At 44.6% G+C, this 22,690-nt stretch carries 21 protein-coding genes, 2 tRNA genes and 1 rRNA gene; 2 read left to right on the top strand and 22 right to left on the bottom strand.

All coding sequences use genetic code 11. The features are described 5' to 3' along the window. The 20 genes from ACH0QE_RS24770 to spoIIE all read right to left on the bottom strand — a co-directional run. Window positions 1–104 (bottom strand): 16S ribosomal RNA (locus ACH0QE_RS24770); the annotation flags it as partial. Between the two features lie 443 nt (window positions 105–547). Then, a complete protein-coding gene (lysS, locus tag ACH0QE_RS24765; protein ID WP_415803093.1) occupies window positions 548–2,032 on the bottom strand; it encodes a lysine--tRNA ligase in 1,485 nt (494 codons plus the stop codon). Window positions 2,033–2,242: 210 nt separating this feature from the next. Beyond that, a complete protein-coding gene (dusB, locus tag ACH0QE_RS24760) occupies window positions 2,243–3,244 on the bottom strand; it encodes a tRNA dihydrouridine synthase DusB (RefSeq protein WP_415803092.1) in 1,002 nt (333 codons plus the stop codon). 36 nt (window positions 3,245–3,280) lie between these two features. After that, on the bottom strand, window positions 3,281–3,484 hold the full coding sequence (locus ACH0QE_RS24755; protein WP_415803091.1) for a helix-turn-helix domain-containing protein: 204 nt from the start codon (window positions 3,482–3,484) through the stop codon (window positions 3,281–3,283). Continuing rightward, on the bottom strand, window positions 3,436–3,963 hold the full coding sequence (folK, locus tag ACH0QE_RS24750; RefSeq protein WP_415803090.1) for a 2-amino-4-hydroxy-6-hydroxymethyldihydropteridine diphosphokinase: 528 nt from the start codon (window positions 3,961–3,963) through the stop codon (window positions 3,436–3,438). Before folK ends, ACH0QE_RS24755 begins: the two co-directional genes overlap by 49 nt. Window positions 3,964–3,965: 2 nt before the next feature. Continuing rightward, window positions 3,966–4,325: a dihydroneopterin aldolase gene (folB, locus tag ACH0QE_RS24745; RefSeq protein ID WP_415803089.1), complete on the bottom strand. Its 360-nt coding sequence runs from the start codon at window positions 4,323–4,325 to the stop codon at window positions 3,966–3,968. Continuing rightward, window positions 4,318–5,151 carry a dihydropteroate synthase gene (gene folP / locus ACH0QE_RS24740; protein ID WP_415803088.1) on the bottom strand — a complete coding sequence of 278 codons (834 nt, stop codon included), beginning with the start codon at window positions 5,149–5,151 and terminating at the stop codon, window positions 4,318–4,320. Before folP ends, folB begins: the two co-directional genes overlap by 8 nt. Further along, window positions 5,148–6,023: an aminodeoxychorismate lyase gene (gene pabC / locus ACH0QE_RS24735; protein ID WP_415803087.1), complete on the bottom strand. Its 876-nt coding sequence runs from the start codon at window positions 6,021–6,023 to the stop codon at window positions 5,148–5,150. The genes folP and pabC overlap by 4 nt, the downstream gene beginning before the upstream one ends. Continuing rightward, window positions 6,023–6,613, bottom strand: coding sequence for an aminodeoxychorismate/anthranilate synthase component II (gene pabA / locus ACH0QE_RS24730; protein WP_415803085.1), 591 nt, complete (start codon window positions 6,611–6,613; stop codon window positions 6,023–6,025). The genes pabC and pabA overlap by 1 nt, the downstream gene beginning before the upstream one ends. Further along, on the bottom strand, window positions 6,610–8,007 hold the full coding sequence (pabB, locus tag ACH0QE_RS24725; RefSeq protein ID WP_415803084.1) for an aminodeoxychorismate synthase, component I: 1,398 nt from the start codon (window positions 8,005–8,007) through the stop codon (window positions 6,610–6,612). The genes pabA and pabB overlap by 4 nt, the downstream gene beginning before the upstream one ends. A 160-nt stretch (window positions 8,008–8,167) precedes the next feature. After that, on the bottom strand, window positions 8,168–9,094 hold the full coding sequence (cysK, locus tag ACH0QE_RS24720) for a cysteine synthase A (protein ID WP_415803083.1): 927 nt from the start codon (window positions 9,092–9,094) through the stop codon (window positions 8,168–8,170). 262 nt (window positions 9,095–9,356) lie between these two features. Further along, window positions 9,357–10,241: a peptidyl-prolyl cis-trans isomerase gene (locus ACH0QE_RS24715; RefSeq protein ID WP_415803082.1), complete on the bottom strand. Its 885-nt coding sequence runs from the start codon at window positions 10,239–10,241 to the stop codon at window positions 9,357–9,359. A gap of 21 nt (window positions 10,242–10,262) precedes the next feature. Beyond that, window positions 10,263–11,141 carry an Hsp33 family molecular chaperone HslO gene (gene hslO / locus ACH0QE_RS24710; RefSeq protein WP_415803081.1) on the bottom strand — a complete coding sequence of 293 codons (879 nt, stop codon included), beginning with the start codon at window positions 11,139–11,141 and terminating at the stop codon, window positions 10,263–10,265. A gap of 53 nt (window positions 11,142–11,194) precedes the next feature. Continuing rightward, complete coding sequence (locus tag ACH0QE_RS24705; protein WP_415803096.1) at window positions 11,195–11,971, bottom strand: type III pantothenate kinase; 777 nt, start codon at window positions 11,969–11,971, stop codon at window positions 11,195–11,197. A 160-nt stretch (window positions 11,972–12,131) separates the two neighbouring features. Beyond that, window positions 12,132–14,105 carry an ATP-dependent zinc metalloprotease FtsH gene (ftsH, locus tag ACH0QE_RS24700; RefSeq protein WP_415803080.1) on the bottom strand — a complete coding sequence of 658 codons (1,974 nt, stop codon included), beginning with the start codon at window positions 14,103–14,105 and terminating at the stop codon, window positions 12,132–12,134. A 133-nt stretch (window positions 14,106–14,238) separates the two neighbouring features. Further along, entirely contained in the window at window positions 14,239–14,778 is a 540-nt protein-coding gene (gene hpt, locus ACH0QE_RS24695; protein ID WP_415803095.1) for a hypoxanthine phosphoribosyltransferase, read from the bottom strand. A gap of 27 nt (window positions 14,779–14,805) precedes the next feature. Further along, window positions 14,806–16,188, bottom strand: coding sequence for a tRNA lysidine(34) synthetase TilS (gene tilS, locus ACH0QE_RS24690; RefSeq protein WP_415803079.1), 1,383 nt, complete (start codon window positions 16,186–16,188; stop codon window positions 14,806–14,808). A gap of 174 nt (window positions 16,189–16,362) precedes the next feature. Further along, window positions 16,363–17,391 (bottom strand): protein kinase domain-containing protein, encoded by a 1,029-nt coding sequence (locus ACH0QE_RS24685; RefSeq protein ID WP_415803094.1) that lies wholly within the window; start codon window positions 17,389–17,391, stop codon window positions 16,363–16,365. Next, window positions 17,360–18,097 (bottom strand): vWA domain-containing protein, encoded by a 738-nt coding sequence (locus ACH0QE_RS24680; RefSeq protein WP_415803078.1) that lies wholly within the window; start codon window positions 18,095–18,097, stop codon window positions 17,360–17,362. The genes ACH0QE_RS24685 and ACH0QE_RS24680 overlap by 32 nt, the downstream gene beginning before the upstream one ends. 263 nt (window positions 18,098–18,360) lie before the next feature. Then, entirely contained in the window at window positions 18,361–20,835 is a 2,475-nt protein-coding gene (spoIIE, locus tag ACH0QE_RS24675) for a stage II sporulation protein E (RefSeq protein WP_415803077.1), read from the bottom strand. Between the two features lie 276 nt (window positions 20,836–21,111). Here spoIIE and ACH0QE_RS24670 point away from each other — a divergent pair. Together ACH0QE_RS24670 and ACH0QE_RS24665 are read left to right on the top strand one after the other, a co-directional pair. After that, a tRNA-Met gene (locus ACH0QE_RS24670) sits at window positions 21,112–21,188 on the top strand. Window positions 21,189–21,211: 23 nt separating this feature from the next. Further along, window positions 21,212–21,283: transfer RNA gene (locus ACH0QE_RS24665), tRNA-Glu, on the top strand. 416 nt (window positions 21,284–21,699) lie between these two features. On the opposite strand, the gene ACH0QE_RS24660 is transcribed toward ACH0QE_RS24665, so the two are convergent. After that, a complete protein-coding gene (locus tag ACH0QE_RS24660) occupies window positions 21,700–22,152 on the bottom strand; it encodes a S1 domain-containing RNA-binding protein (RefSeq protein WP_041963897.1) in 453 nt (150 codons plus the stop codon). Window positions 22,153–22,226: 74 nt separating this feature from the next. After that, complete coding sequence (locus ACH0QE_RS24655) at window positions 22,227–22,625, bottom strand: FtsB family cell division protein (protein WP_415803076.1); 399 nt, start codon at window positions 22,623–22,625, stop codon at window positions 22,227–22,229. Window positions 22,626–22,690 lie beyond the last annotated feature (65 nt).

The raw sequence follows: 22,690 nt of genomic DNA, 5'->3' as shown, positions 1-22,690 counted from the left end.
CCGCCGCTGATCTTCAAAAGCAAGCTAATGAAGATCCGCTCGACTTGCATGTATTAGGCACGCCGCCAGCGTTCGTCCTGAGCCAGGATCAAACTCTCCAAGAAAGAGTATGAGTTTAGCTCATAATTTAAAACGTTGGCTAGTGATCATCTATATAATAGAAGTCACTATAAAAAATTGTTTGTTGACGCTTGTTTGTTTAGTTTTCAAAGAACAATTCGTTTTGTCGCTCTGTTAGAAGCAACTCTTATATATTATCAGGTTCGAAACCCGATGTCAATAAGTTTTTTCATTTTCTTTGTTGCTAACTAAGTAGCTCGTAGCAACAGATATAAATATAGCACCTTTATTCTACAATAGCAATAACTTTTTGCTATTTTTATTCGTGGAATTAAAAGAAAGATAATTCATATTACTGTAGTCAATCTGCCTGTATAAGTTACTGTTCTTTTTTACAAGAGTAGGTGAGTAAACTCTCTGACCTAGACCAGATTAATAATAGAAAAAGGCAAAACGACATGTGCCGTTTTGCCTTTCCTTCTATCTATTAACGATGACGCATCAATGGGAATAATAGTACATCCCTGATGGATGGGGAATTCGTCAGCAGCATAACCAATCGGTCGATACCGATTCCAAGTCCGCCTGTTGGAGGCATTCCATATTCCAACGCTTCGATGAAATCATCGTCCATTTCGTGCGCTTCGTCATTTCCTTGTTCTTTTTCTTTTAGCTGAGCTTCAAAACGCTCTCTTTGGTCGATCGGATCATTCAGCTCAGTAAATGCGTTCGCATGCTCCCTTGCTACGATGAACAATTCGAAACGGTCTGTGAAGCGTTGGTCTTCGTCATTCTTTTTCGCGAGTGGAGAAATGTCAACCGGATGGCCGTAAATGAATGTCGGCTGAATTAGGTGCTCTTCTACCTTTTGCTCAAAGAATTCATTGACGATGTGGCCATACTGCATATGTTCAGTGATTTCCACTCCATGCTCCTTAGCAAGCGCACGAGCTTCTTCCGTGCTCATTTGCGGCCAGAAGTCTACTCCTGTATATTCCTTAATCGCATCTACCATATGGACTCTCTTCCACTCTGGCTTAAGATCGATTTCATACTCGCCATACTGGATAGTTGTTGTACCAAGAACATCCTGAGCAATGTGCGCAACCATGTTCTCAGTAAGTGACATGATGTCTCTCCAGTCAGCATATGCTTCATATAGTTCAAGCATTGTGAATTCTGGGTTATGTCTTGTCGAAACACCTTCATTACGGAATACACGGCCGATTTCGTATACTTTTTCAAGACCGCCGACAATCAGACGCTTCAAGTGAAGCTCGATCGCGATTCTCATGTATAACTGCATATCTAGTGCATTATGATGCGTGATGAACGGACGCGCAGATGCTCCGCCAGCAATTGAGTGCATTAATGGCGTTTCTACTTCGAGATATCCTTGTCCATCTAAATAGCGGCGCATTGATTGGATGATGCGGCTGCGGTTGATGAAAGTCGTCTTGCTGTCATTGCTGGTAATCAGGTCAAGATAACGCTGACGGTATCGCTGCTCTACATCCTTCAGTCCATGAAATTTTTCCGGAAGCGGACGAAGTGCTTTCGTCAGGAACACAAAGTCTTGAGCTTTGATTGAAAGCTCGCCAACCTTTGTTTTGAAGAGTGTTCCTTCTACACCGATGATATCACCGAGGTCAGCTGAATCAAAAACTTCATATTGCTCTTCGCCGACTGCATCCTGGCGAACATAGATCTGGATCTGGCCAGCGAGGTCCTGGATATGAGCAAAACCTGCTTTTCCTTTTCCACGCTTCGTCATGATACGTCCAGCTATTTTCACCGATACATTTTTTGCCTCAATATCTTCTTTTTCCAATTCACCGTATTCGCTAATCAGCTCTTCAGTAAGATGAGTGCGTTCGAATCTTTTGCCGAAAGGATCCATACCTTTTTCACGCAATGAACTCATTTTGTCTCTTCTGACTCTGAGCTGGTCATTCAATTCTTCATGACTCATATCGCTTTCACTCCAATATATATAATAGATTTATTATGTAATCCTGATTATGTTTGGTGGATACTTTTATTATTTTACACAAACAAACGTATTCAGACATTAAAAATCTCTTTTTTATGCCTAAATAGAATAAAAACTGCCAGTTTGACCACTGGCAGTTACTTTTAAGGATAAAGGTATTATAGGAAAAGTGACGGTTAATGTCAATTTTCATCCAACCTGGTGCGCTTCTTGCTCTTTCGCTTCTACTTCATCCGCAAAGTTTGTCAGCAAACTGACAAGCTCGTCTCTTGTGTTGCACTCATTGATTCCGTTACGAACTATCGCGTTGCCCCGAATGCCTTTAAGGTACCACGCAGCATGCTTTCGCATTTCGCGTACGGCAATATGTTCGTTTTTCAAAGCGATCAGGCGGTCAAGGTGCAGGATGCTGACATCGATTTTTTCGCGTGCATTTGGTTCACCCATTAATTCGCCTGTTTCTAGATATTTTACAGTACGGTAGATCATCCATGGGTTCCCTAGAGCAGCACGACCGATCATAACTCCGTCTACGCCTGTCTCGTCAAGCATTCTCTTGGCATCCTGAGGAGTCTGGACATCCCCGTTGCCGATTACAGGAATATTTACAGCCTGCTTAACATCACGGATAATATCCCAATTCGCTATTCCTTCATACATTTGAACACGTGTACGGCCGTGAAGAGCAACTGCCTTACCACCAGCACGTTCTACAGCTTGCGCATTCTCGATGGCAAAAATATGATCCTCATCCCAGCCCATGCGCATTTTAACCGTAACTGGCTTTTCAACAGTATCCACTACTGCTGACACCATTTCGTAAATCTTGTTTGGGTCTAGCAGCCACTTCGCACCTGCATCACATTTCGTAATCTTCGGCACCGGGCATCCCATGTTGATATCAATGATATCCGCATTCGTATTTTTATCTACGTATTGCGCTGCCTGCACAAGTGTTTCTCTTTCACCGCCAAAAATCTGAAGGCTGAGCGGCTTTTCACGTTCATCTATATATAACATATCGAGTGTCCTGTCGTTTTGAGAGACAATTCCTTTGTCGCTGACCATTTCGGCACATACAAGTCCAGCGCCGAATTCTTTGACCGTCAGGCGGAATGCCGAGTTACAAATGCCGGCCATTGGTGCGAGGACGACCTGGTTTTTCATTTCAATATCGCCAATCTTGAGCATGTCATTCCTCCTTATGGTCCTATTAATATATTAAACCTACTGTGGGGTTAATTCATCTAATCCGACACCAAGGAATTCTGCGATCCTGATAATCAGTCTTTCATCAGGCATTCTGTTGCCGCGTTCGATTTCTCCCAGGATGGAGACCGAAACGCCTAGCTCTTTTGCGAAGCTTTCCTGCGTATAACCCTTTAGTTTTCGATAAGCGCGAATACGCCTTCCCCATTTTTCTGCTTCCATATTCGTACTCCTTCTCTATCCGGTATACTTAGTAAACAGTTTTTCAGTGGCTCCTTCATCGTTGGGAGCGTGAGATTTGGGTCCATTTCAAGCAATGGAAGGATTACAAACGCGCGTTCGCTCATCCGAGGATGCGGAATTGTAAGCTTCTCTGTTTCAATATTTTCGTGATTATATAGCAAAATGTCAAGGTCTAACGTTCTCGGACCCCATTTTATTTCCCTTTTTCTCCCAAGCTCCAATTCGATTTCAAGGCAGGTATCCAGAAGTTTAACCGGTTCAAGGCTCGTCTTTACCTGAATGGCCATATTTAAAAATTGATCCTGATCAGTGTAACCTACCGGGTCGGTTTCATAGACGGAAGAAGTATTTACCACCATAATGTTTTCATGGCTTTCAAGGAGAATGATTGCCTGGGTCAAATACCCAAAGCGGTCACCCATATTGGACCCTAGTGCAATATATGCATTGTTTTCCACTGTCATCTGCTCCTTGTAATCTCAACTGCGACTGATTTGTAATGGCCAGGTATCGGCGGGTCCGGCTTGATGACTTTTACATGGCATGCTTCAACCAGTGTAAAACGTTCAAGGATCGTCCCGGCAATTTTTTCAGCAATCGATTCTACAAGCTTAAAAGGCTGGCCTTCAACGATATCCTTGCAGACCATATATAAATCCGCATAGTTAATTGACTCATTAAGATCATCGCTTTTTCCCGCTTTTGAAAGATCCAGTTCCACCGTTAAATCTACCGCAAAACGCTGACCCAACCTTGTTTCTTCAGGAAAAACACCGTGGTAGCCGTAAAACTCCATTTGATTCACATGTATTTTATCCACTGTACTCACCCTTTCCCATCATCGCGTCCATCATTTTCGCCATCCGCGCCATCTCTTTCACATCATGGATCCGGACAATCTGGCAGCCTTTCTGGATTCCGTAACACACAGTCGCTCCCGTACCTTCTGTTCTTTCCGTAACAGGCAAATCCAGTACGCCGCCGATCATCGACTTTTTCGAAGTGCCAAGGAGGACGGGATATCCTAAAGATACAAGTGTATCAAGGTGACGCATCATCTCAAGGTTTTCCCTGAGGTCTTTTGCAAAGCCGATTCCAGGGTCAAGGATGATTTGCCCGTCGCTGACCCCTGCTTTTTTAGCGATGATGATGCTTTCATACAAGTCATTGAGCACGTCCCGAATGAAGTTTGTATAATTCCGGTCGTTCCGATTGTGCATCAGGATGATCGGAACTCCGGTTTCTGCCGCGACATCGGCGATTTCCGGATCTTCCTTCGCTCCCCAGATATCATTAATGATGGTAGCTCCAGCATCGACGGCACTCTTGGCAACCTTCGATTTATAAGTATCAATGGAGATTGGTACCTGAACTTCTTTCGAAATGGCTTCAATCGCCGGTACCACCCTGCCAATCTCCTCTTCATCGGAGATCCGTTCATGTCCCGGTCTTGTTGATTCGCCTCCGATGTCAAGAATATCCGCTCCGTCAGCGATCATTTGTTTAGCATGTAAGACAGCATGATCAAGGTGATTGTATTTCCCGCCGTCTGAAAAAGAATCAGGCGTGACGTTCAATATTCCCATAATCAGTGTTTTATTGGTGAAGTCCAGTGTATAAGGACCGGCTTTTATCACGGTATTCATGTATGAGCTCCTCCATCCAATTTCGTTCTGCTCCATAGCGTTTCCCGGTTAGCTGCATATTTGCCAAACAGGCTATTCGCCATCTCTCCTGATTTCCCGGGAAAGCTTTTTCCTGAAAAATCTGTAACCGGGACGATTTCCTGAATCGAATTAGTCAGGAACATTTCATCAGCTGCTTCAGCTTCTTCCTTTTTGTAAAAGCCTTCACGAACCTCGATGCCCGCATTGCGTGCAAGCGCGATGACGAACCTGCGAGTGATTCCATTCAATATCCCCGTCTCGACAGCAGGTGTATACAGGACACCATCCCTGCACCAGAAAACATTCGAGACAATTCCTTCGGCCAAAGACCCTTCCTCTGTAAGGAAAATTCCTTCTGTATCCATTGCAGGGCCTGCCTCACGCTTGGCGAGCACATTATTAAGATAATGGTGGGATTTCAGCCGTTCTGCACCCTCAGGTGTGTTGCGCCTCAAGTCCAGGAGAACAGCCTTTTTCTCACTCATCTCCCCAGCTGGCGGCAGCGGCTTCGCAAATACGATCACATTTGGCTCCCGGTAACTCTCTGTCTGCAAGCCTATTTCGCCATTTCCTGCTGAAACATTAAAACGGATATAGGCATCCCGGAGGTTATTTTTAACCAATAACTCATCAAGGATTTTTACCGTTTCCCCACGGGGAAATTCTGCTTCGATATTCAAAACACGAAGACCGGCATTCAGCCGCTCCATATGATCATCCAGCAGAAAAGGGTGGCCATTGTAGATCCTGAACGTTTCGAACACGCCCAACCCGTATAGAAAGCCGTGGTCAAAAGGGGAAATGGTGATTTCATCCTTTGAGACGAACTGGCCATTACTGTATACAAACATTATAAACTTGCTTCCTTAGCAGTTTTGTAATGGGCAATGAAATTGCGAAGCAGCTGCTTTCCTGGCGTCGTTAAAATGGATTCCGGGTGGAATTGGACGCCTTCAACAGGCAGCGTTTTATGGCGGATCGCCATGATCTCGCCCTCCTCCGTCCATGCTGAAACCTCCAGGCAGTCAGGAAGGGTTTCTTTTTTTACGATGAGCGAATGGTAGCGTGCCGCAGGGAACGGATTTTCCAATCCTTCAAAAATCGTCTTGCCGTCATGGTAGACCAATGACGTTTTTCCATGCATAAGCCGCTCCGCACGGACCACGTCACCGCCAAATACCTGGGCGATAGACTGATGTCCTAGACAGACACCGAAGATCGGCGTTTTACCCGAAAAATTTTTGATTGCCTCCAGGCTGATGCCTGCTTCATTCGGGCTGCACGGTCCCGGCGAGATCATCAAGAATTGCGGGTCAAGCTCCGCAATGCCCTTGATGGATGTCTGATCATTGCGGATGACCTTGAGCTCTTCGCCAATTTCACCCAAATATTGAACGAGATTATATGTGAATGAATCATAATTATCGATCATCAAAATCATGCTTTACCCTCCGCAATTTCTTTCGCCTTCCAAAGAGCAATTGCTTTCTTTAACGATTCTTTGTATTCATTGGCAGGGATGGAGTCAATGACGACACCTGCTCCTGCCTGGACATGAGCCATCCCATCCTTAATGAGCATCGTCCGGATGATGATGTTCAGTTCCATATTGCCATTAAAACCGAACCAGCCAAGCGATCCAGTATAAGGCCCGCGTCTCACCGGCTCAAGTTCTTCTATGATTTCCATTGTCCTTACCTTTGGGGCACCGGTAATCGTGCCGCCTGGGAAGGTTGCATTGACGACATCAAACCAGGTTTCGCCCTCTGCCAGCTCGCCACGGACATTCGAAACGATATGCATGACATGAGAGTACTTTTCAATGACCATGAATTCATTGACTTCGACAGTACCGTACTTGCAGACCCTGCCGAGGTCATTCCTTTCAAGGTCGACAAGCATGACGTGTTCGGCGCGCTCTTTTTCATTGTTAATCAGTTCATTGGCAAGCTGCAAATCTTCTTCATCTGTCCTGCCCCTCGATCTCGTGCCGGCAATCGGCCTTGTGCTGACCTCCGAACCTTTTACTTTTGCTAAAAGTTCAGGGGAACCGCTGACGAGCTGGAATTCTTGTGTATGCAGGTAACCCATATATGGAGATGGGTTCAGCTTGCGCAGCTGGCGATACACTTCCAGCGCTTCTGTCTCAATCGGCTTGGACTGCCTGACAGATAGATTCACCTGGAAGACGTCCCCTTGCGCAATATATTGCTGTACCTTCTCAACTGCCTCGATGAATTCAGCTTCATTCATGGATACTTGCAATTTATCTGATACAGGCTTTTTTTCAGCGGCAACTGTTGGCACATCAGTCTCCCATTGCTCTTTCCACACTGATAGCCTGTCCTCCGCCAGCTTTTCCTGTCCTTTTTCGGACAGAGCCATGAGCCACAGCTTATCTGTCTGATGGTCAAAAACAAACCATTCCTTGAATAGCTGGAAGTAGACCTCCGGGATTCCGGAATCGTCCTTAGCCAGTGCAGGAAGCTTTTCGATATAACGGGCATAATCATAGCTCAGATAGCCGATCGCCCCACCCTGAAAATCCGGCAAGCCTTCTATTTCAGGCAACTGATACTTTTCCATTTGATTTTTCATTAGCTCAAGAGGGTTTCCCTCCAGAGTGGTTGACGAACCACCTTGTGTGATTGTCAGTTCATTATGTTTACCCGAAAAAATAATCTCTGGATTGAAAGCCGCGATACTGTACCGCCCGCCTCTCCCGCTTTCTAGGATGATATGTTCTTTATATTGTTGTGCAATATAATCATATTGATGAAAAAAACGTGAAGCTGTATAAGGAATTGTTTTTGATTGAATGCTATAGTGCGGCAAGCTTTTCACCCCTATTTTTTTCTCTTAATCCATCATACATGATGAAGGGCGCGCTTTCATTTTTAAAATGATGGTTATTTCAAGAAATTGTCGATTTTGCAGGATATTTTTCTGAACAAGGAAAAGAGGCAAGCTAGATTAGCATGCCTCTAAAATATAATCAGTCTTCGAATTGGTAAAGTGGTGTGCTCAAGTATCTTTCTCCGTTACTTGGGATCACGGCAAGCACCTTTTTGCCTTTGCCAAGCTTTTTCGCTGTTTCCAAAGCTGCATAAATGGCTGCGCCCGAAGAAATTCCGCCGAGGATTCCTGCTTCTTTTGCCGCGCGGCGGGCATGGTCGAATGCCTGCTCATTTTCAACCTTGAAGATTTCATCGTACACTTTTGTATCAAGTACACCAGGAACGAATCCTGCACCGATTCCCTGAATCTTGTGAGGTCCTGGTTTTCCGCCGGATAATACCGGGGAGTCTGTCGGCTCAACGGCGATAATCTTGATATTCTTGTATTTTTCACGAAGGACTTTCCCTGCTCCTGTGATCGTTCCGCCCGTGCCAATACCTGCGATGAAGGCATCTAGCTGCTCACCCATCTGCTCGACGATTTCCGGTCCGGTTGTTCTTTCGTGGACAGAAGGGTTAGATTCATTCTCGAACTGCTGAGGCATGAAGTAACCATTTTCCTTTGCCAGTTCCTCCGCTTTACGGATCGCGCCGCCCATTCCTTCGGGTCCAGGAGTCAATACAAGGTCAGCTCCATAGGCACGGAGCAGATTCCTGCGCTCCATACTCATCGTCTCCGGCATGACGAGAATTGCTTTGTAGCCTTTGGCTGCTGCTACCATCGCAAGGCCAATCCCGGTGTTTCCGCTCGTTGGCTCGATGATAGTATCCCCCTGTTTCAGGGCCCCTTTTGCCTCAGCATCCTCAATCATCGCCAAAGCAATACGATCCTTGACGCTGCTGCCCGGGTTCATGTATTCAAGCTTCAAATATACATCTGCACTTTGCTCATCAACAAGTCCGTTCAACTTCACGATTGGTGTCTGGCCGATCAGCTCAGTAATGGAATTTGCAATGCGTACCATATTACCCACCTCTTATTCCGAGTATTTTAATTGGTTTTATTAAAATTTACCAGTACTTTAAGTCTATGTCAATCAGTATGTTTCGACAACAACAAAAATTCGTCTTTTGCCTAGGCTCTTTTCGTACACTTTGTTGCTTTCACAATCCACCTACCCGATTCAAAAGCATCATCGAAAAGAGCCCCATCCTTTTTAAACTATCCTATTTTGAATTTCTCTAAACAAGAAAAAGCACCGGTCGAGTACACCAGTGCTTCGTTCGTTATTTCTTCTCTTTGTCTCCATAAAACCAGCTAACTTCCGCATCATTCCAGAACGCCCGTGCAGAAACAGGAATGTCCATTTGTTCAAGGGCAATCTGCCGGCGAATCTGGTTTTTGACATCGCTATAGGCATATTTCTTACCTTCAAGTTTTTCATGAAGAAAAACAATAGCATATCCATTTTCCACTTTTACAGGCCCCGTCCACTCGCCAGACTTCAGCGATTTCGCGGCATGAACTACCTCCGGGGAAACGAGCTCATCTTCTTCCGTAACAAAGCCGATGTCTCCTCCTTCATTCGCCGAAAATTCATCGATCGAACGCTCCATCGCGAGAGCAGTGAAGCTGGAGCCATCCTTCAGCTCTTTCACCGCTTCGTCAGCTTCTTTCTTCGTCTCGACAATTATTTGCGACAGATGGTAGGATGCAGGAATGTCAAAAAGGCTATTATTCTGTTCATAGAAGGACTTCATATCCTCTTCCGATACTTTAACATCCTTCGTTAAAATTTCTTCCAGCAGCAGACTGTATTTAATTTGCTGCTTCCATTTTTCTTCTGTTTTTGGCTCGTTGCCTGCTGAAGAATACATGGCTTTATAGATTGTCAATTCACGCTCGACTGCCTTATCGGACAACTTGATATCATATTCCTCCGCCATTTGACTGACAACTTCCTGGTCAATCAGGTCCCTTAGCGTTTCTTGTCCGTATCTTTCTTCAAGTTCATTAAGCCACTCTTGGCGGGTGATTGACTCCTTGCCAATCTCCGCCACAGTTTCCTTGTTCCCCTCGAGGATAGCAGGCTTGGCTACCAACATCACAAGAGTTATCGCGTTCAAAATGGCTAACCCGGCAATAATGTACCAAAGCTGCTTTTTTTCCACTTCTCTTCCCCCAGATAACGCTTATTTCGCTTCCTTCTCTATCTCTTCCAGCTCTTCTTTTGTGAACATATACTTTTCATTGCAGAAATGGCAGTGTGCCTCTGCCTGTCCCTCTGTCTCAATCATATCACGGATTTCTTCTGCACCAAGGCTGATCAGCGCATTGCCGAACCGATCCTTTGAGCAATTGCACTCAAAATTCACTGGCATTGTATCAAGGAATTTAACATTCTCTTTTCCAAGTAATTCTTCCAGCAATTCCTCAGGAGATAAACCTTTTTCAATCAGCTTCGAAACTGGCGGGATGGATTGCAATCGCTGTTCGATCGCTGTAATGGTTTCTTCTGTTGTCCCAGGCATCAGCTGGATGATGAATCCACCCGCTGCTTTGATTGAGTTGTCGGGATTAACGAGCACTCCGACACCAACTGAAGAATTGACCTGTTCAGAAGTTGCGAAGTAATAGGTGAAGTCCTCGCCAAGCTCACCTGAAACAATCGGCACTTGCCCTGTAAAATAGTCGCGTAAACCTAAGTCCTTCACGACAGTAAGCGTTCCGTCTGTACCGACACCTTGTCTTACATCAAGCTTGCCGTGCTCGTTCAAATCGAAGTGGACATGAGGATTTGATACATAGCCTCTTATCTGTCCTTTGGCATTGCTGTCCACAAGAATGAGTCCAAGCGGACCTCCACCTTCAATCTTGATTGTCAATTTATCATCGCCCTTGAGCATCGCACCCATCATCACGCCAGCTGTCATTGTCCGGCCGAGTGCAGCAGATGCTACGGGCCATGTATAATGGCGGCGCTGTGCTTCCCCAACTGTTTCCGTCGTTTTTGTTGCATATGCTCTGACCTGCCCGTCAAAAGCAAGTGCTCTTACTAAATAATCGCTCATTTTTCTACTCCCTTCTTGCTGTAAAGTTGTATGCATCCTCTCTTTAAGGAAGCTTAATTGTGTTTTTCAATATTGCGCTTATAGATAAGCTGAAGTCCCTTTAATGTTAAGAATGGGTCCACGGCATCGATGATATCTGATTCCTGGGCAATTAAATTTGCCAGGCCGCCTGTCGCAATCACTTTAGGAGGGACTTTACTCTTATCTTTCATCCGTTTAACTATTCCCTCTACTTGTCCAACATATCCATATAGAATGCCAGCTTGCATAGCCGAAACGGTATTCTTTCCAACCACGTCATCCGGTCTGCTGATCTCAATACGCGGGAGCTTTGCTGCCCTTGAATAGAGGGCCTCAGTGGAGATGCCGATTCCCGGGGCAATCGCTCCACCCATATATTGATTATGCTCATTGATATAGCAGTAAGTTGTAGCTGTACCAAAGTCGACAATGACCAGCGGGCTTCCATATTCATAAATCGCCGCAACCGCATTTACGATACGGTCCGCTCCGACTTCTCTTGGATTTTCATATTTAATGTCCAGACCTGTCTTAATGCCAGGCCCGACAACCAACGGCTTGCGGTGAAAGTACTTCTGGCACATACGCTCAAGTGAGAACATGATAGGCGGAACAACAGACGATATAATGATTCCATCAATATCTGAAAAAGAGAGATCCACATGGTCAAAAAGATTTTTGACGATCATGCCAAACTCATCTTCCGTTCTGTGACGGTTCGTTTCTATTCTCCAATGGTGCTTTAACTCTTCTTTATCATAAACACCTAACACGATATTTGTATTCCCGACGTCAAAAACAAAAATCAAGCTATTCACCAACTTATTTATAGTTTTCTGGATCAATACTGAAAATATCATATCATAATCGCCAGGAATTCACTAAATAAAGTCGACTCAAAAGCGTAAGCGCCTTGGGTCAGCGGAAAAACAAACAGGTGCCCCGCTAAGAGCACCTGCTTCATGAATTCTATTCTTTTGGATTTTCATCAATAGCCTTTGGATCTTCGATGACTGAGTCAACTTTCTTATCAGTCTCTTCGATTGCAGGCATCTCATCTTTTTTCTTATTGATCGTTACTTTCATGTCGTCATTTTCAACACTGACTACTTTACGTTCAGGAAGACGGCCATGGTCGATCAAATGCTTGATTTGTTCTGCATCAAGGGTTTCAACCTCTAACAATGTGTTCGCAATGATATCAAGCTTATCACGATTCTCTGTTAGCAGTTTTTTCGCTCTTGCATAGCTTTCCTTAATGATTGTCTGGATTTCAATGTCGATTTCATATGCGATTTTGTCAGAGTAGTTCTGCTCATTGTTCAGGTCACGGCCTAAGAATACTTGGCCCTGCGCCTGGCCAAACTGCATTGGTCCGAGCTTATCACTCATGCCGAATTCAGTAACCATTCTTCTCGCAATGCCTGTCGCACGCTGGAAGTCATTGTGTGCACCTGTGCTTACTTCACCAAAGACGATTTCTTCAGCTACACGGCCGCCAAGGAGTCCAGTTATTTTATCCAGAAGCTCTGGTTTGGTCATGAAGTAACGGTCTTCCTTTGGAAGCATGACAGCATAACCGCCTGCCTGTCCGCGAGGGACAATCGTTACCTTGTGGACCATTTCAGCTTCATCAAGGACAACCCCGATGACGGTATGGCCAGCTTCATGGAATGCAACAATATTTCTTTCCTTTTTGGAGATGACACGATTTTTCTTGGCAGGACCGGCTATGATGCGGTCTGTTGCTTCATCAAGATCTTCCATGTCTATCTTCTTCTTATCTCTCCTGGCTGCAACAAGCGCAGCTTCGTTCAATAAGTTTTCAAGATCCGCTCCAGAGAAACCTGGAGTACGAGACGCAATACTTTTCAAGTTAACGGACTCATCAAGTGGCTTATTTCTAGCATGTACCTTCAATACAGCTTCACGGCCTGCAACATCAGGACGGTCTACTGTGATCTGGCGGTCAAAACGTCCTGGACGCAGCAATGCTGGGTCAAGGATATCAGGGCGGTTGGTAGCGGCTACGATGATGATCCCTTCGTTGGCACCGAATCCGTCCATTTCTACAAGCAGCTGGTTAAGTGTCTGTTCACGCTCATCGTGCCCTCCGCCAAGACCAGCGCCACGCTGACGGCCGACTGCATCAATCTCATCTATGAATATGATACATGGAGCATTCTTTTTAGCTGTTTCGAATAAATCACGTACACGTGATGCACCGACACCGACAAACATTTCCACGAAGTCGGAACCACTGATTGAGAAGAATGGCACTCCAGCTTCCCCTGCAACAGCACGCGCAAGCAAAGTCTTACCTGTACCCGGAGGTCCTACCAAAAGGATACCTTTTGGAATACGCGCCCCGAGCTCAGCAAACTTGCGAGGGTCTTTCAGGAATTCAACAACCTCGACAAGCTCTTGCTTTTCTTCATCTGCGCCCGCGACATCCTTGAAGCGGACTTTCTTCTTTTCTTCGTTATAAAGCTTCGCTTTGCTCTTGCCGAAGTTCATGACACGGCTTCCGCCGCCCTGAGCCTGGTTCAGCAAGAAGAAGAACAGAATGAAAATGATGATAAACGGAATGATGGACGTAAAGAACGTCACCCATCCACTTGTTTCCTTAGCAGGCAAAATTTCTACATTTGCAGCTTCAGCTGCCTGTTCGATTCTGTTAAGAGTCTCTGGATTGTTCCAGACATAGGTGATGAAGCCTTTTCCTTCTTCCTGGCCTTCCAACTGGCCTCTTACTTCATACACCCCACGTTCAGGCTGCAGCGTCAAATCACCTTCAACATTGCCTGCCTCTAGTTCCTGCATGAATTTATCGTAAGAGATTGGTTCTGTTGGCTGGTTATTGCCATTAAAGAAACTCACAACTCCGATAATGACTAAAAATATCAATAAATAAAAGATGGTATTACGGAAGATCCGATTCATCCCTTACCTCCTCCCACGGTAGACAAACTATACTAAATAGTATCATAGCAATTTATGCTAATACAAGAAATTAACATTCAGAATATTTGCTTCTTACCCGAAATGAAATTTCATTCACTAAATTGTAACCGTATTAATTTGAATATACTTCTGGCTTCAGAACACCGATATATGGCAGGTTGCGGTATTTTTCCGCGTAATCAAGACCATATCCGACAACAAACTCATCAGGAACGATGAATCCAACATAGTCGGCTGTAATATCAGCTTTCCTTCCTGTTGGTTTATCAAGAAGAGTGACGATTTTGATTGATTTTGCCTTACGGTATTTGAATAGCTCAACTAGATAGCTGAGAGTCAAACCGCTGTCGATGATGTCCTCGATGATCAGGATGTCTCTTCCTTCTACTGAAGTATCGAGGTCCTTTAGGATTTTCACCTCACCGGAAGATACCATGGCATTTCCATAGCTGGAAACATCCATGAAGTCCATCTCAAGATACGTATCCATGCGCTTTAGCAGGTCGCCCATGAATGGCATTGCACCTTTTAAAACACCAATTGCCAGTGGAAAGCGCTCCTTGTACTCATCAGTTAATTGAGCCGCCAACTGCCTGGTCTTTTCCTGGATTTCCTCTTCTGTAAACAATACCTTTTCAATATCATTTTTCATCATGATCCTTGTGCCCCCTGGAAGATATCAATACTTTATATAAGTTAATAGTAATAACCTGTTTCCTTCTGTTGATTCATGGTTCGATTTTTTCAGGCCTGGAAGCCAAAGAATCCTGCCTTCCCTGTCTGTGACAATCGGCCATTCATCTCTTTGGGCTAATGGAATTTTCATATCGATGAAAATATCCTTTACCTTTTTTGAACCCGTCATCCCCTTCAATGATATCCGGTCACCATTTCGCCTTGTCCGGATGGTCAATGGAGTTCCTGTTTGCTCCAGGTCAACGATAAAACAATCATTGGAATTTTCCCTTTCATGAGCACCATTGAGCAATTGAGCATCAATGACCCCACCATTTGGCAACCTCAGCTGATCTGGCCCGGATAATTCGAAGCAGTAGCTTTGCCTTTCTGGCGGATTCAATTCGAAGTGGCAATTTCCATACGATCGTATGATTCTTAAACCGCTGGGGAAATCAAGAGTTCCAGATGGATGGGGATTGCGAATTATTGAAAAAATCTTTTCAATATGTATAGCGGAAAGAGAAGCAGGTCGATCATTGTAAAGATAATTTAATATTAGTTTAATCCCTCTTCTTTGTAAAGGCATTGGCATTTCCTCAAACGAACTAATACTAATACTTATCCTTTTGTCCTCTTTCTTCATTACTTTATTCAATTCTTCGCTTGTTAATTCAATAAGATAATCTTCATCCATCTGAAGTTCCTCACTAAAACGCTGGAATTGCTCATGGACCGCTGGATTCTCTTCTTTTAAAAAAGGGAGAACAGATCTTCTGAATCGATTCCTGCTATAGTATGCCTTCTCATTGCTGGGGTCAATTCTTGGTTTCAAGAAATTCACGGCGCAATACTCTTCCAACTCTTCTTTTGTCAGGCATAAAAATGGCCTGAAAATCGTGAACGGACCAAACTTCCGCGAAAAAGGCATTCCTGCCCTGGCTTTCCCGGAACTCCCTCTGGTGAGCCTCATCAATACCGTTTCAACCTGGTCATCACCATGATGACCCAAAGCAAGATACTGAAGATGATGCTTTTCCATCACTTGCTCAAAAAAGCTGTATCGGCACGCACGGGCAGCCTGCTGGGAGCTTAGCCCTGTCTCGCGCATATAGGCCGGCACATCGATTCTCTTCATCTCAAAAGGGATATCCCGTTTTTCACAAAAATCTTTCATAAACAGGGCATCCTGATAAGACTCATCACCACGGAACATATGGTCCACGTGGACAGCTACAATCTTCAGGGAATTCCGTTCCCGCTGCTCTGATAAAAAGTGGAGCAGCGCGAGCGAGTCCGGACCTCCAGAAACACCAACTGCAATGGACATGTTATTCAGCTGAAAACCATGCCTTTCAAGGAAGGCATTCACCTTTTTTTTAATCATGTTTTTCTTCCTTACTGATATTGCCGGTCTAAGACTATACCCATGCCGGCAAACCATTAATCTTCTAAATAACCAGGTATTTTATTTTTCAGCTTAACACTTTTAACCTTCTTTTTTCAAAAAACAGAGCTGTATCCCTTATGTACGGACGAAGCGGAAAAAAGTTTCAAAAAATCAGGTAATCTGGCTATAAATATAGAAAAAATATAATAAAGAGATAATCAGAATAATGGTGACTGTTTCAAGGGTCGAGGATTTCTTCTTTTTCTTATTGTATCCCTTCCTTGTTTGTCGGCCAGCTGAACTTGATTTCGCCCTGGATGTACTTGGGTTTATATGTTGTTGTGCTTGCTTTTGCGGCATTGCTTTATGCTGTACGGTACTTTTTTTCGTTGCTGAACCAGGCTGATGGACTTGCAGCAGGTCAGACCTCATCTCCATCGCTGATTGATAGTTACCGGTAAGCGCATTGTAGATTACCTTTTCATAATTCTTCAATTCCCGGCTTTGTTTTACTTTTTCCATAATTTCGCCGATCCCGCCAGACTTTTTCGTAAATCTTTTCGGATAGGCCGTGTTCACCATGATCATCCCCACAGCGAATAAATCATAGCCAGGTTCTGCCTTTCTGCTCCCCAGTCCCCAATAACCCCGATCAAAAAATTCGGTGAACTCTTTAATCGACCTGCCTTGCATCGTCGTACCGCCGACATCTATGCATCGGATCCTTGCCGGGGGCCCAGTCACAATCAAGTTATCAGGCTTCAAATCTCCAAATACCCAGCCATTTTCATGGAGCAGCTGCAAATCAGCAAGCAGCTGGAGTATCATCACACCTGTCCAGTCCGGCCCTTTCTGCTGCAAGAAAGCGAGGAAATCTGGTCCCTTAATGAATTCCATTGCATAAAAGCTGACTTTTTTCCCCGGACGTTCCCAATCATCCACATCCAGCAAAGAAGGCCCGAGGGCAGATCCCTGGACCTTGGCAAAAGATTTCAACACATTGACCTCAGAAGTGATCGACATTCCATTGTCACTCATTTTCAATGCGACTTGTTTATTGTTGTACCTAGCCAGATAAACAATCCCATTCGCTCCAAAACCAAGCTCTTTTATGATTGTATATCGATTGTGATGCCATTTCCCTTCGATGATCGTACCAGGAATGACCTTACACAGATTCTTCAAAGAAGGATTCATCATCACCGGACAATAGGCTCCTTAAAGATCTTTTTTTGTTGAAATGGGAAAGTGCTTCGCGAATGGCAGGTCCTGTTGGCGTAATGCCTCCTGTCGACAACTTGGCGAAAATGCTTGTGAGTGACTCAAGCTTCGGTGTCCAGTCCAGCAATTTTTCGACATCATTTCGTTTCCCGGGAAATACAAATACTGAAAACCGATTGTCCCCCGACCTTGCATTCAAGCTTAAACTCAAGTCCAGCAAGGCTTCTTTTACTGTAGGAAGCTTGTGCTTCATGCTCGCGCTTGTATCGACAAGAATCAACACATCGAGCTCAACTGTTTCCCCGAGCTCGTCCACAACCTCCATCACTTCGCCTCGCTGCTCCGGAGGAAGGTCTTCCACTGTCCGGCCGCCCCCAAGGATTTGCTGGAGTTCCTTGTTCACTACTCCCTGAAGAGTCTGGGTCATCGCTTTCCTTGTCACCATCTGGACTGTTTGCGATAATTGCTGCGCATACACGATCTGGCTGACACCGCCGCCTGACATGGCAATCCCTTCAATCTCTGTCATGCCCTGTTCATCTATAACATCCTGTTCCATCACACCAATTACGTTAACTGTAATTCCTTGTTCCTTCGCCAGAGCAGCCATCGCAATCGGATCTTCACCCTGGTTTGAGCAACCATCTGTAATGAGCAATATTTGCCTGATTGTACCTGTTTTCATGCAATCCCCTCACTTCCAGGCTCAATTTTTACAATCTAGTAAAAGAGAGAAGCCTATAATAAATTTGTTACCATTTTCGACGAAGCTGAGGGGTTTTATACATTCGAAAAGCGTAAGCGCCTTGGTCAGCCTCGACAAGCGTTGGAGAGCCGACCAGTGAAGTCGTTCTTTGACTTCATTGGGCGGACCTAAACGACTCGAGAGGCTAGGCTCTGGAGCTGGACATTTCTCTTAAACAATATTTTATCGAGCAAAATAAGCCGTTAAGCTCTCTTTTGATAATTGGTCACCGGAATTGAAGCCCATTTTGGGATATTGTGATCGATTTTTGCGACAACCACTGTCATGTCATCCTCAATCGAACCATCGCGGGAACGGATGACTTCCTCCATGATCAAGTCTGCGATTGCCTGCGGATCTTCTGTCTGAAGTTCATTGATTTTCCGTTTCATCCATAAATCATAGTTTTCGACATGCCTAGGGCCTTCGAATACGCCGTCGCTCATCATGACCAACAAATCGCCTGCCTTCAGCTGTTCACCAACGACATCTACCTCGAATTCCTGCAATATTCCCATCGGCAAATTGCTCGCCTGCACCTTCATTACTTTCCCGCCGCGCTTGATGAAGCTTGGCGTCGAACCGATTTTCAAGAATCGGGCAGACGCATTCTGCAGATCGATCATGACCAAATCAAGGGTTGAGAAAATTTCATCGGTTGTCCTTAACGACAAAATCGAATTCACTGACTTGATTGCAACTTTTTCTTCAATTCCTGATTGGAGGATTTGCTGCAGCAGTAATAAAGTATCCCTGCTTTCGGAATGAGCTCTTTCTCCATTGCCCATTCCGTCACTGATGGCAATTGCGTATTTTCCGCCGCTCAGCTCAATCGTGGAATAACTATCCCCAGAAATGAGATCCCCATCCTTGGCCGCATGGGCCACTCCTGTAGACACAGCATAGGCTTTCGCGGATCGGAATGTCACATGGCAAAAACCATTCGGAAATGTCGAACATTCTTCTGAATTGACAACGATGTTTTCTTTCAGGATATCGGAAAGCATTGGCGCGATTAACTTTTCACATTCACCATGTCCCTGGCAATATGGAATCGTCATGTCGATATCCACATTCCCTTGTTCCAGACTGTAAATCTCCACATTCTCGATATGGATGCCGAACTCCTGAAGAGCCTCCAATATCTGTTCTTCTTGTTTCGAGTGGTTTTCGCGTTCACGCTGGATTTCCTTGGCGAAATCCCCCATTACTTCCGAAACACCAAGCAACTGGTCAGCGACAAGTCGCCTGCTTTCCTGGACCTGTTTCTTGAGTTTCTTGTTCGCCTGATAATAGGTCAGCTGCTGCTGCATGATTTCCATGACCTTTTTCGACCTAGTGCAATGCTTGTCCCATTCCCGGGAAAGTTTTTGTGGCACTGCACCGGAATTTTGGTCCATCTCCTGCATAATCTCGCTCATATAGTCATAGGTTGTATTAAAGTTCCTTGTCCAGCAATGGTCTTTCTTGAAGCATGTCTGGCACGTTTTCTCTGTGACATTGCTCAAGAAATAATCCATGTCGCGGTCAGTTTCAAGAGTTTCATCCTGTACCTGCAATGTAGTAAAGCTTTTCGACAGCGCTTCAAAAACATTTGAGAACTGGACGACACGCTGTGCTGTCACATCTCTCATTTTTCTCATATATTGCTGCTGCTCGGCTGAATACTCCGGTGTACCTGGAATATGTTTGGCGATTTTTGACGTAAGTGATTGAGGAGTAAGAAAAAACAGCAACACTGCCGCCGCAGATTCAGTCAGCGTCTGGCCGAGCGCGCCTCCACCCTCACCATACATACCAATTAACAGTGTGGCAATAAACAATCCAAGTGCCACCCCTGGTTTCCTTCCTTCTTTTAGCAAGCCGCCAAGCAAACCAGCAAAGGCCAGCAGGCTCATATTGTAAAAACTCGACACGTTCGCGAGACTGAAAATCAACCCTGTTACGACACCGACTGTGGAGCCCACTGTGGCACCGGCGACAAATGAAAATATGAGGACCAGGTACCGGGACATTACGTGCTCTACCGACAAATCATAGATTGTCCAACCAATTGTTCCTGTCATCACTGAAGCAAGCATGATGATCAAACAGACTATTTCCTCCGTTTTCAATGACTGCTTGCGCTTGCTTGCTGTCATCAATGGGATGCTTTGCATGAAGATAAATGTCAACACAAGGCCTAGGCCAGCTTCGACTCCAGTCATCATCCCTTCATACAAAGTGATATTTCCAGACAAGATAAGAACTTTCAACATCTTGCCTATTAAAATAGTGAAAAATATATAAAACGGCAGGACTTTCATAGAATTCTGGATCCATTTTTTCGTCAGCTTGAATAACAGTAAAAATAAGAATACAGATCCAAACGTAAAGACGGCGTCAGTAAATGACAATGTTGCAGCTCCAGCAACCAATCCAAACAGCGCAATAGGTGCACGGTCTTTCCGGATCAGATACACAGCTGCAAAAAATGGAAGGCTAAAAGGGGTCAACTGAGCCAGTATCAAGGCACGGCCAAGCAAGAATCCAATGATCAGTAAGATATAGCCTTTTTTCAGGAAAAGGTTCTCAATTTTGGATTGCAGCTTCGACATGCCTTTTGCAAACCTGAATCGTGATTCCTCGAGATGAACTTCACCGATCGGTTCCATCATGTTCCTTTCTACCTTTTGCATTTAATACACTCCCCGTTTTTTTATCGTTGCTGATTATTATAAAAGGGAGCAATCCAGAAGTTTGTCAAAAATAAGGACAAGCAGTAAAGTTTCGTTCGACGCATTTCCCCGAAAATAAAGCAATTACTCGAAATACCCCGGATTATTTCAACCACCACTCCAAACTCCGCTAAAATTTACCTATTAATATTTTCTTCCTTTCTTTTAAAAATCCATTGACACTATTTTAATATCTATGTATTATATTTCTTGTGCCTCAAAACACATAATCAATATGGCGGTGTAGCTCAGCTGGCTAGAGCGTACGGTTCATACCCGTAAGGTCGGGGGTTCGATCCCCTCCGCCGCTACCAATTTACATTTTCCAACCTCTTACGGCCCCTTGGTCAAGCGGTTAAGACACCGCCCTTTCACGGCGGTAACACGGGTTCGAATCCCGTAGGGGTCATCACACAAAAAACCTTGTTCCTTTTTTAAGGAGCAAGGTTTTTTTATGTATTTCCTGGCATTGCAAGGACTTTGCTTTTACCCTTTTTCTCTTTCTTGCACATTTTGGGGCAATGCAGACATTCTGCTTTTACCCAAATTTACTCTCTCGCTGTTTTTCGGGTAATGTAGCACCCCTGCTTTTACCCTTTTTCTCTTTCTTGCGCGTTTTGGGGCAATGCAGACACTCTGCTTTTACCCAAATTTACTCTCTGGCTGTTTTTCAGGCAATGCAGCGACTCTCCTTTAACCAAAATTCACTTCCGCACCATTTTTTGGGCAATGCACCCCTAAACAAAACAAAAAGACAAGCCCTTTAAAAGACTTGTCTTGGTATAGCATGATTCCTGCTATTATATATATTCACTTAGCAGCAAGTTACCCTCTTCTAGCTCCTCTTCCGCCGCGCTTAGATTCGGTAGCGCGTTTAAGAGTGGACAGGCGGTCTTCGCTGTCCTTCAAGAATTTCGCCATTTTTGATTCGAAATTTTCCGGACGGGCATTGCGGTTGTCGTTTCCTCTGCCGCCGCCGCCGCGTGGACGCTGTGAGTAAGGTCTTGATTCAGATCTTTCTGGTCTTGCAGGTCGTTCTGGCCTATCAACAGCCTTCTTGATAGATAAACCGATTTTACCGTCTTTTTCAACATTGATAACCTTTACTTCAACCTGGTCGCCCACTTTGAGGTGGTCATTAATGTCTTTTACATAGTTATCTGCAACCTCACTGATATGAACCAGTCCAGTTGAGCCTCCCGGCAGTTCCACAAACGCCCCGAAATTTGTAATACCTGTTACCTTTCCCTGTAGCTTGCTGCCTACTTCGATTGACATAAAAAAGTTTTGCCTCCTTAAAGATATAAAAAATCAAACTTACATTATATTATACAGAATATCAAAAAAGAGTGTCAATAAGGCGAATCTTGGGAGTCCTTTTTCTCTTTGGGAAGGTTGAAGATGATTTCATTCTTTTCGGACAGGAAATATTCCTTGCGGGCAAGCTTTGCTATGTATTCATCATCGTTCAATTTGACGATTTCCTCATCCAGAATCTCCTGCTTTTTTTGAAGGCTTGCTAATTTTTGTTCAAGCTGTTCCTTTTCCACCTGCTTCTTTTCTAGGGCTGCAGACTGTGAAATGTACGTTGAGATCATCAAATAAGAGATGACCGATGCGAAGAGAGCAAAGACTGCGAGGCGCCTGAAAAGCAGTTTTCGCTTTCTAGATTCTGCAATACCTGCTTTTTCACGCTGCTGTACATATTGATTTTCAATCTTGGCTATGTTCTTTTTCCTGATGACACCCATCCCCGCAGTCCTCCTTATAATTTATTTTTTAAAGTTCTTTATCCATTTTATCGGCTTAGTAGAAT

Source organism: Mesobacillus sp. (genome assembly GCF_047739415.1).
Lineage (GTDB): Bacteria > Bacillota > Bacilli > Bacillales > Cytobacillaceae > Mesobacillus.
This window is presented reverse-complemented; position numbering and strand designations above follow the sequence as displayed.

What these genes read in the sequence shown, in the direction of transcription:
- lysS (WP_415803093.1), bottom strand. Translation starts at nt 2,032, where the DNA reads ATGAGTCATGAAGAATTGAATGACCAGCTCAGAGTCAGAAGAGACAAA.
- hpt (WP_415803095.1), bottom strand. Translation starts at nt 14,778, where the DNA reads ATGAAAAATGATATTGAAAAGGTATTGTTTACAGAAGAGGAAATCCAG.
- hslO (WP_415803081.1), bottom strand. Translation starts at nt 11,141, where the DNA reads ATGAGCGATTATTTAGTAAGAGCACTTGCTTTTGACGGGCAGGTCAGA.
- ACH0QE_RS24660 (WP_041963897.1), bottom strand. Translation starts at nt 22,152, where the DNA reads ATGTCAATCGAAGTAGGCAGCAAGCTACAGGGAAAGGTAACAGGTATT.
- ACH0QE_RS24685 (WP_415803094.1), bottom strand. Translation starts at nt 17,391, where the DNA reads ATGATGAATCCTTCTTTGAAGAATCTGTGTAAGGTCATTCCTGGTACG.
- ftsH (WP_415803080.1), bottom strand. Translation starts at nt 14,105, where the DNA reads ATGAATCGGATCTTCCGTAATACCATCTTTTATTTATTGATATTTTTA.
- ACH0QE_RS24755 (WP_415803091.1), bottom strand. Translation starts at nt 3,484, where the DNA reads ATGGAAGCAGAAAAATGGGGAAGGCGTATTCGCGCTTATCGAAAACTA.
- ACH0QE_RS24680 (WP_415803078.1), bottom strand. Translation starts at nt 18,097, where the DNA reads ATGAAAACAGGTACAATCAGGCAAATATTGCTCATTACAGATGGTTGC.
- tilS (WP_415803079.1), bottom strand. Translation starts at nt 16,188, where the DNA reads ATGATTAAAAAAAAGGTGAATGCCTTCCTTGAAAGGCATGGTTTTCAG.
- cysK (WP_415803083.1), bottom strand. Translation starts at nt 9,094, where the DNA reads ATGGTACGCATTGCAAATTCCATTACTGAGCTGATCGGCCAGACACCA.
- pabA (WP_415803085.1), bottom strand. Translation starts at nt 6,613, where the DNA reads ATGATTTTGATGATCGATAATTATGATTCATTCACATATAATCTCGTT.
- folP (WP_415803088.1), bottom strand. Translation starts at nt 5,151, where the DNA reads ATGAATACCGTGATAAAAGCCGGTCCTTATACACTGGACTTCACCAAT.
- spoIIE (WP_415803077.1), bottom strand. Translation starts at nt 20,835, where the DNA reads ATGCAAAAGGTAGAAAGGAACATGATGGAACCGATCGGTGAAGTTCAT.
- pabC (WP_415803087.1), bottom strand. Translation starts at nt 6,023, where the DNA reads ATGTTTGTATACAGTAATGGCCAGTTCGTCTCAAAGGATGAAATCACC.
- dusB (WP_415803092.1), bottom strand. Translation starts at nt 3,244, where the DNA reads ATGCTCAAGATTGGCGATATTGAAATGAAAAACCAGGTCGTCCTCGCA.
- ACH0QE_RS24655 (WP_415803076.1), bottom strand. Translation starts at nt 22,625, where the DNA reads ATGGGTGTCATCAGGAAAAAGAACATAGCCAAGATTGAAAATCAATAT.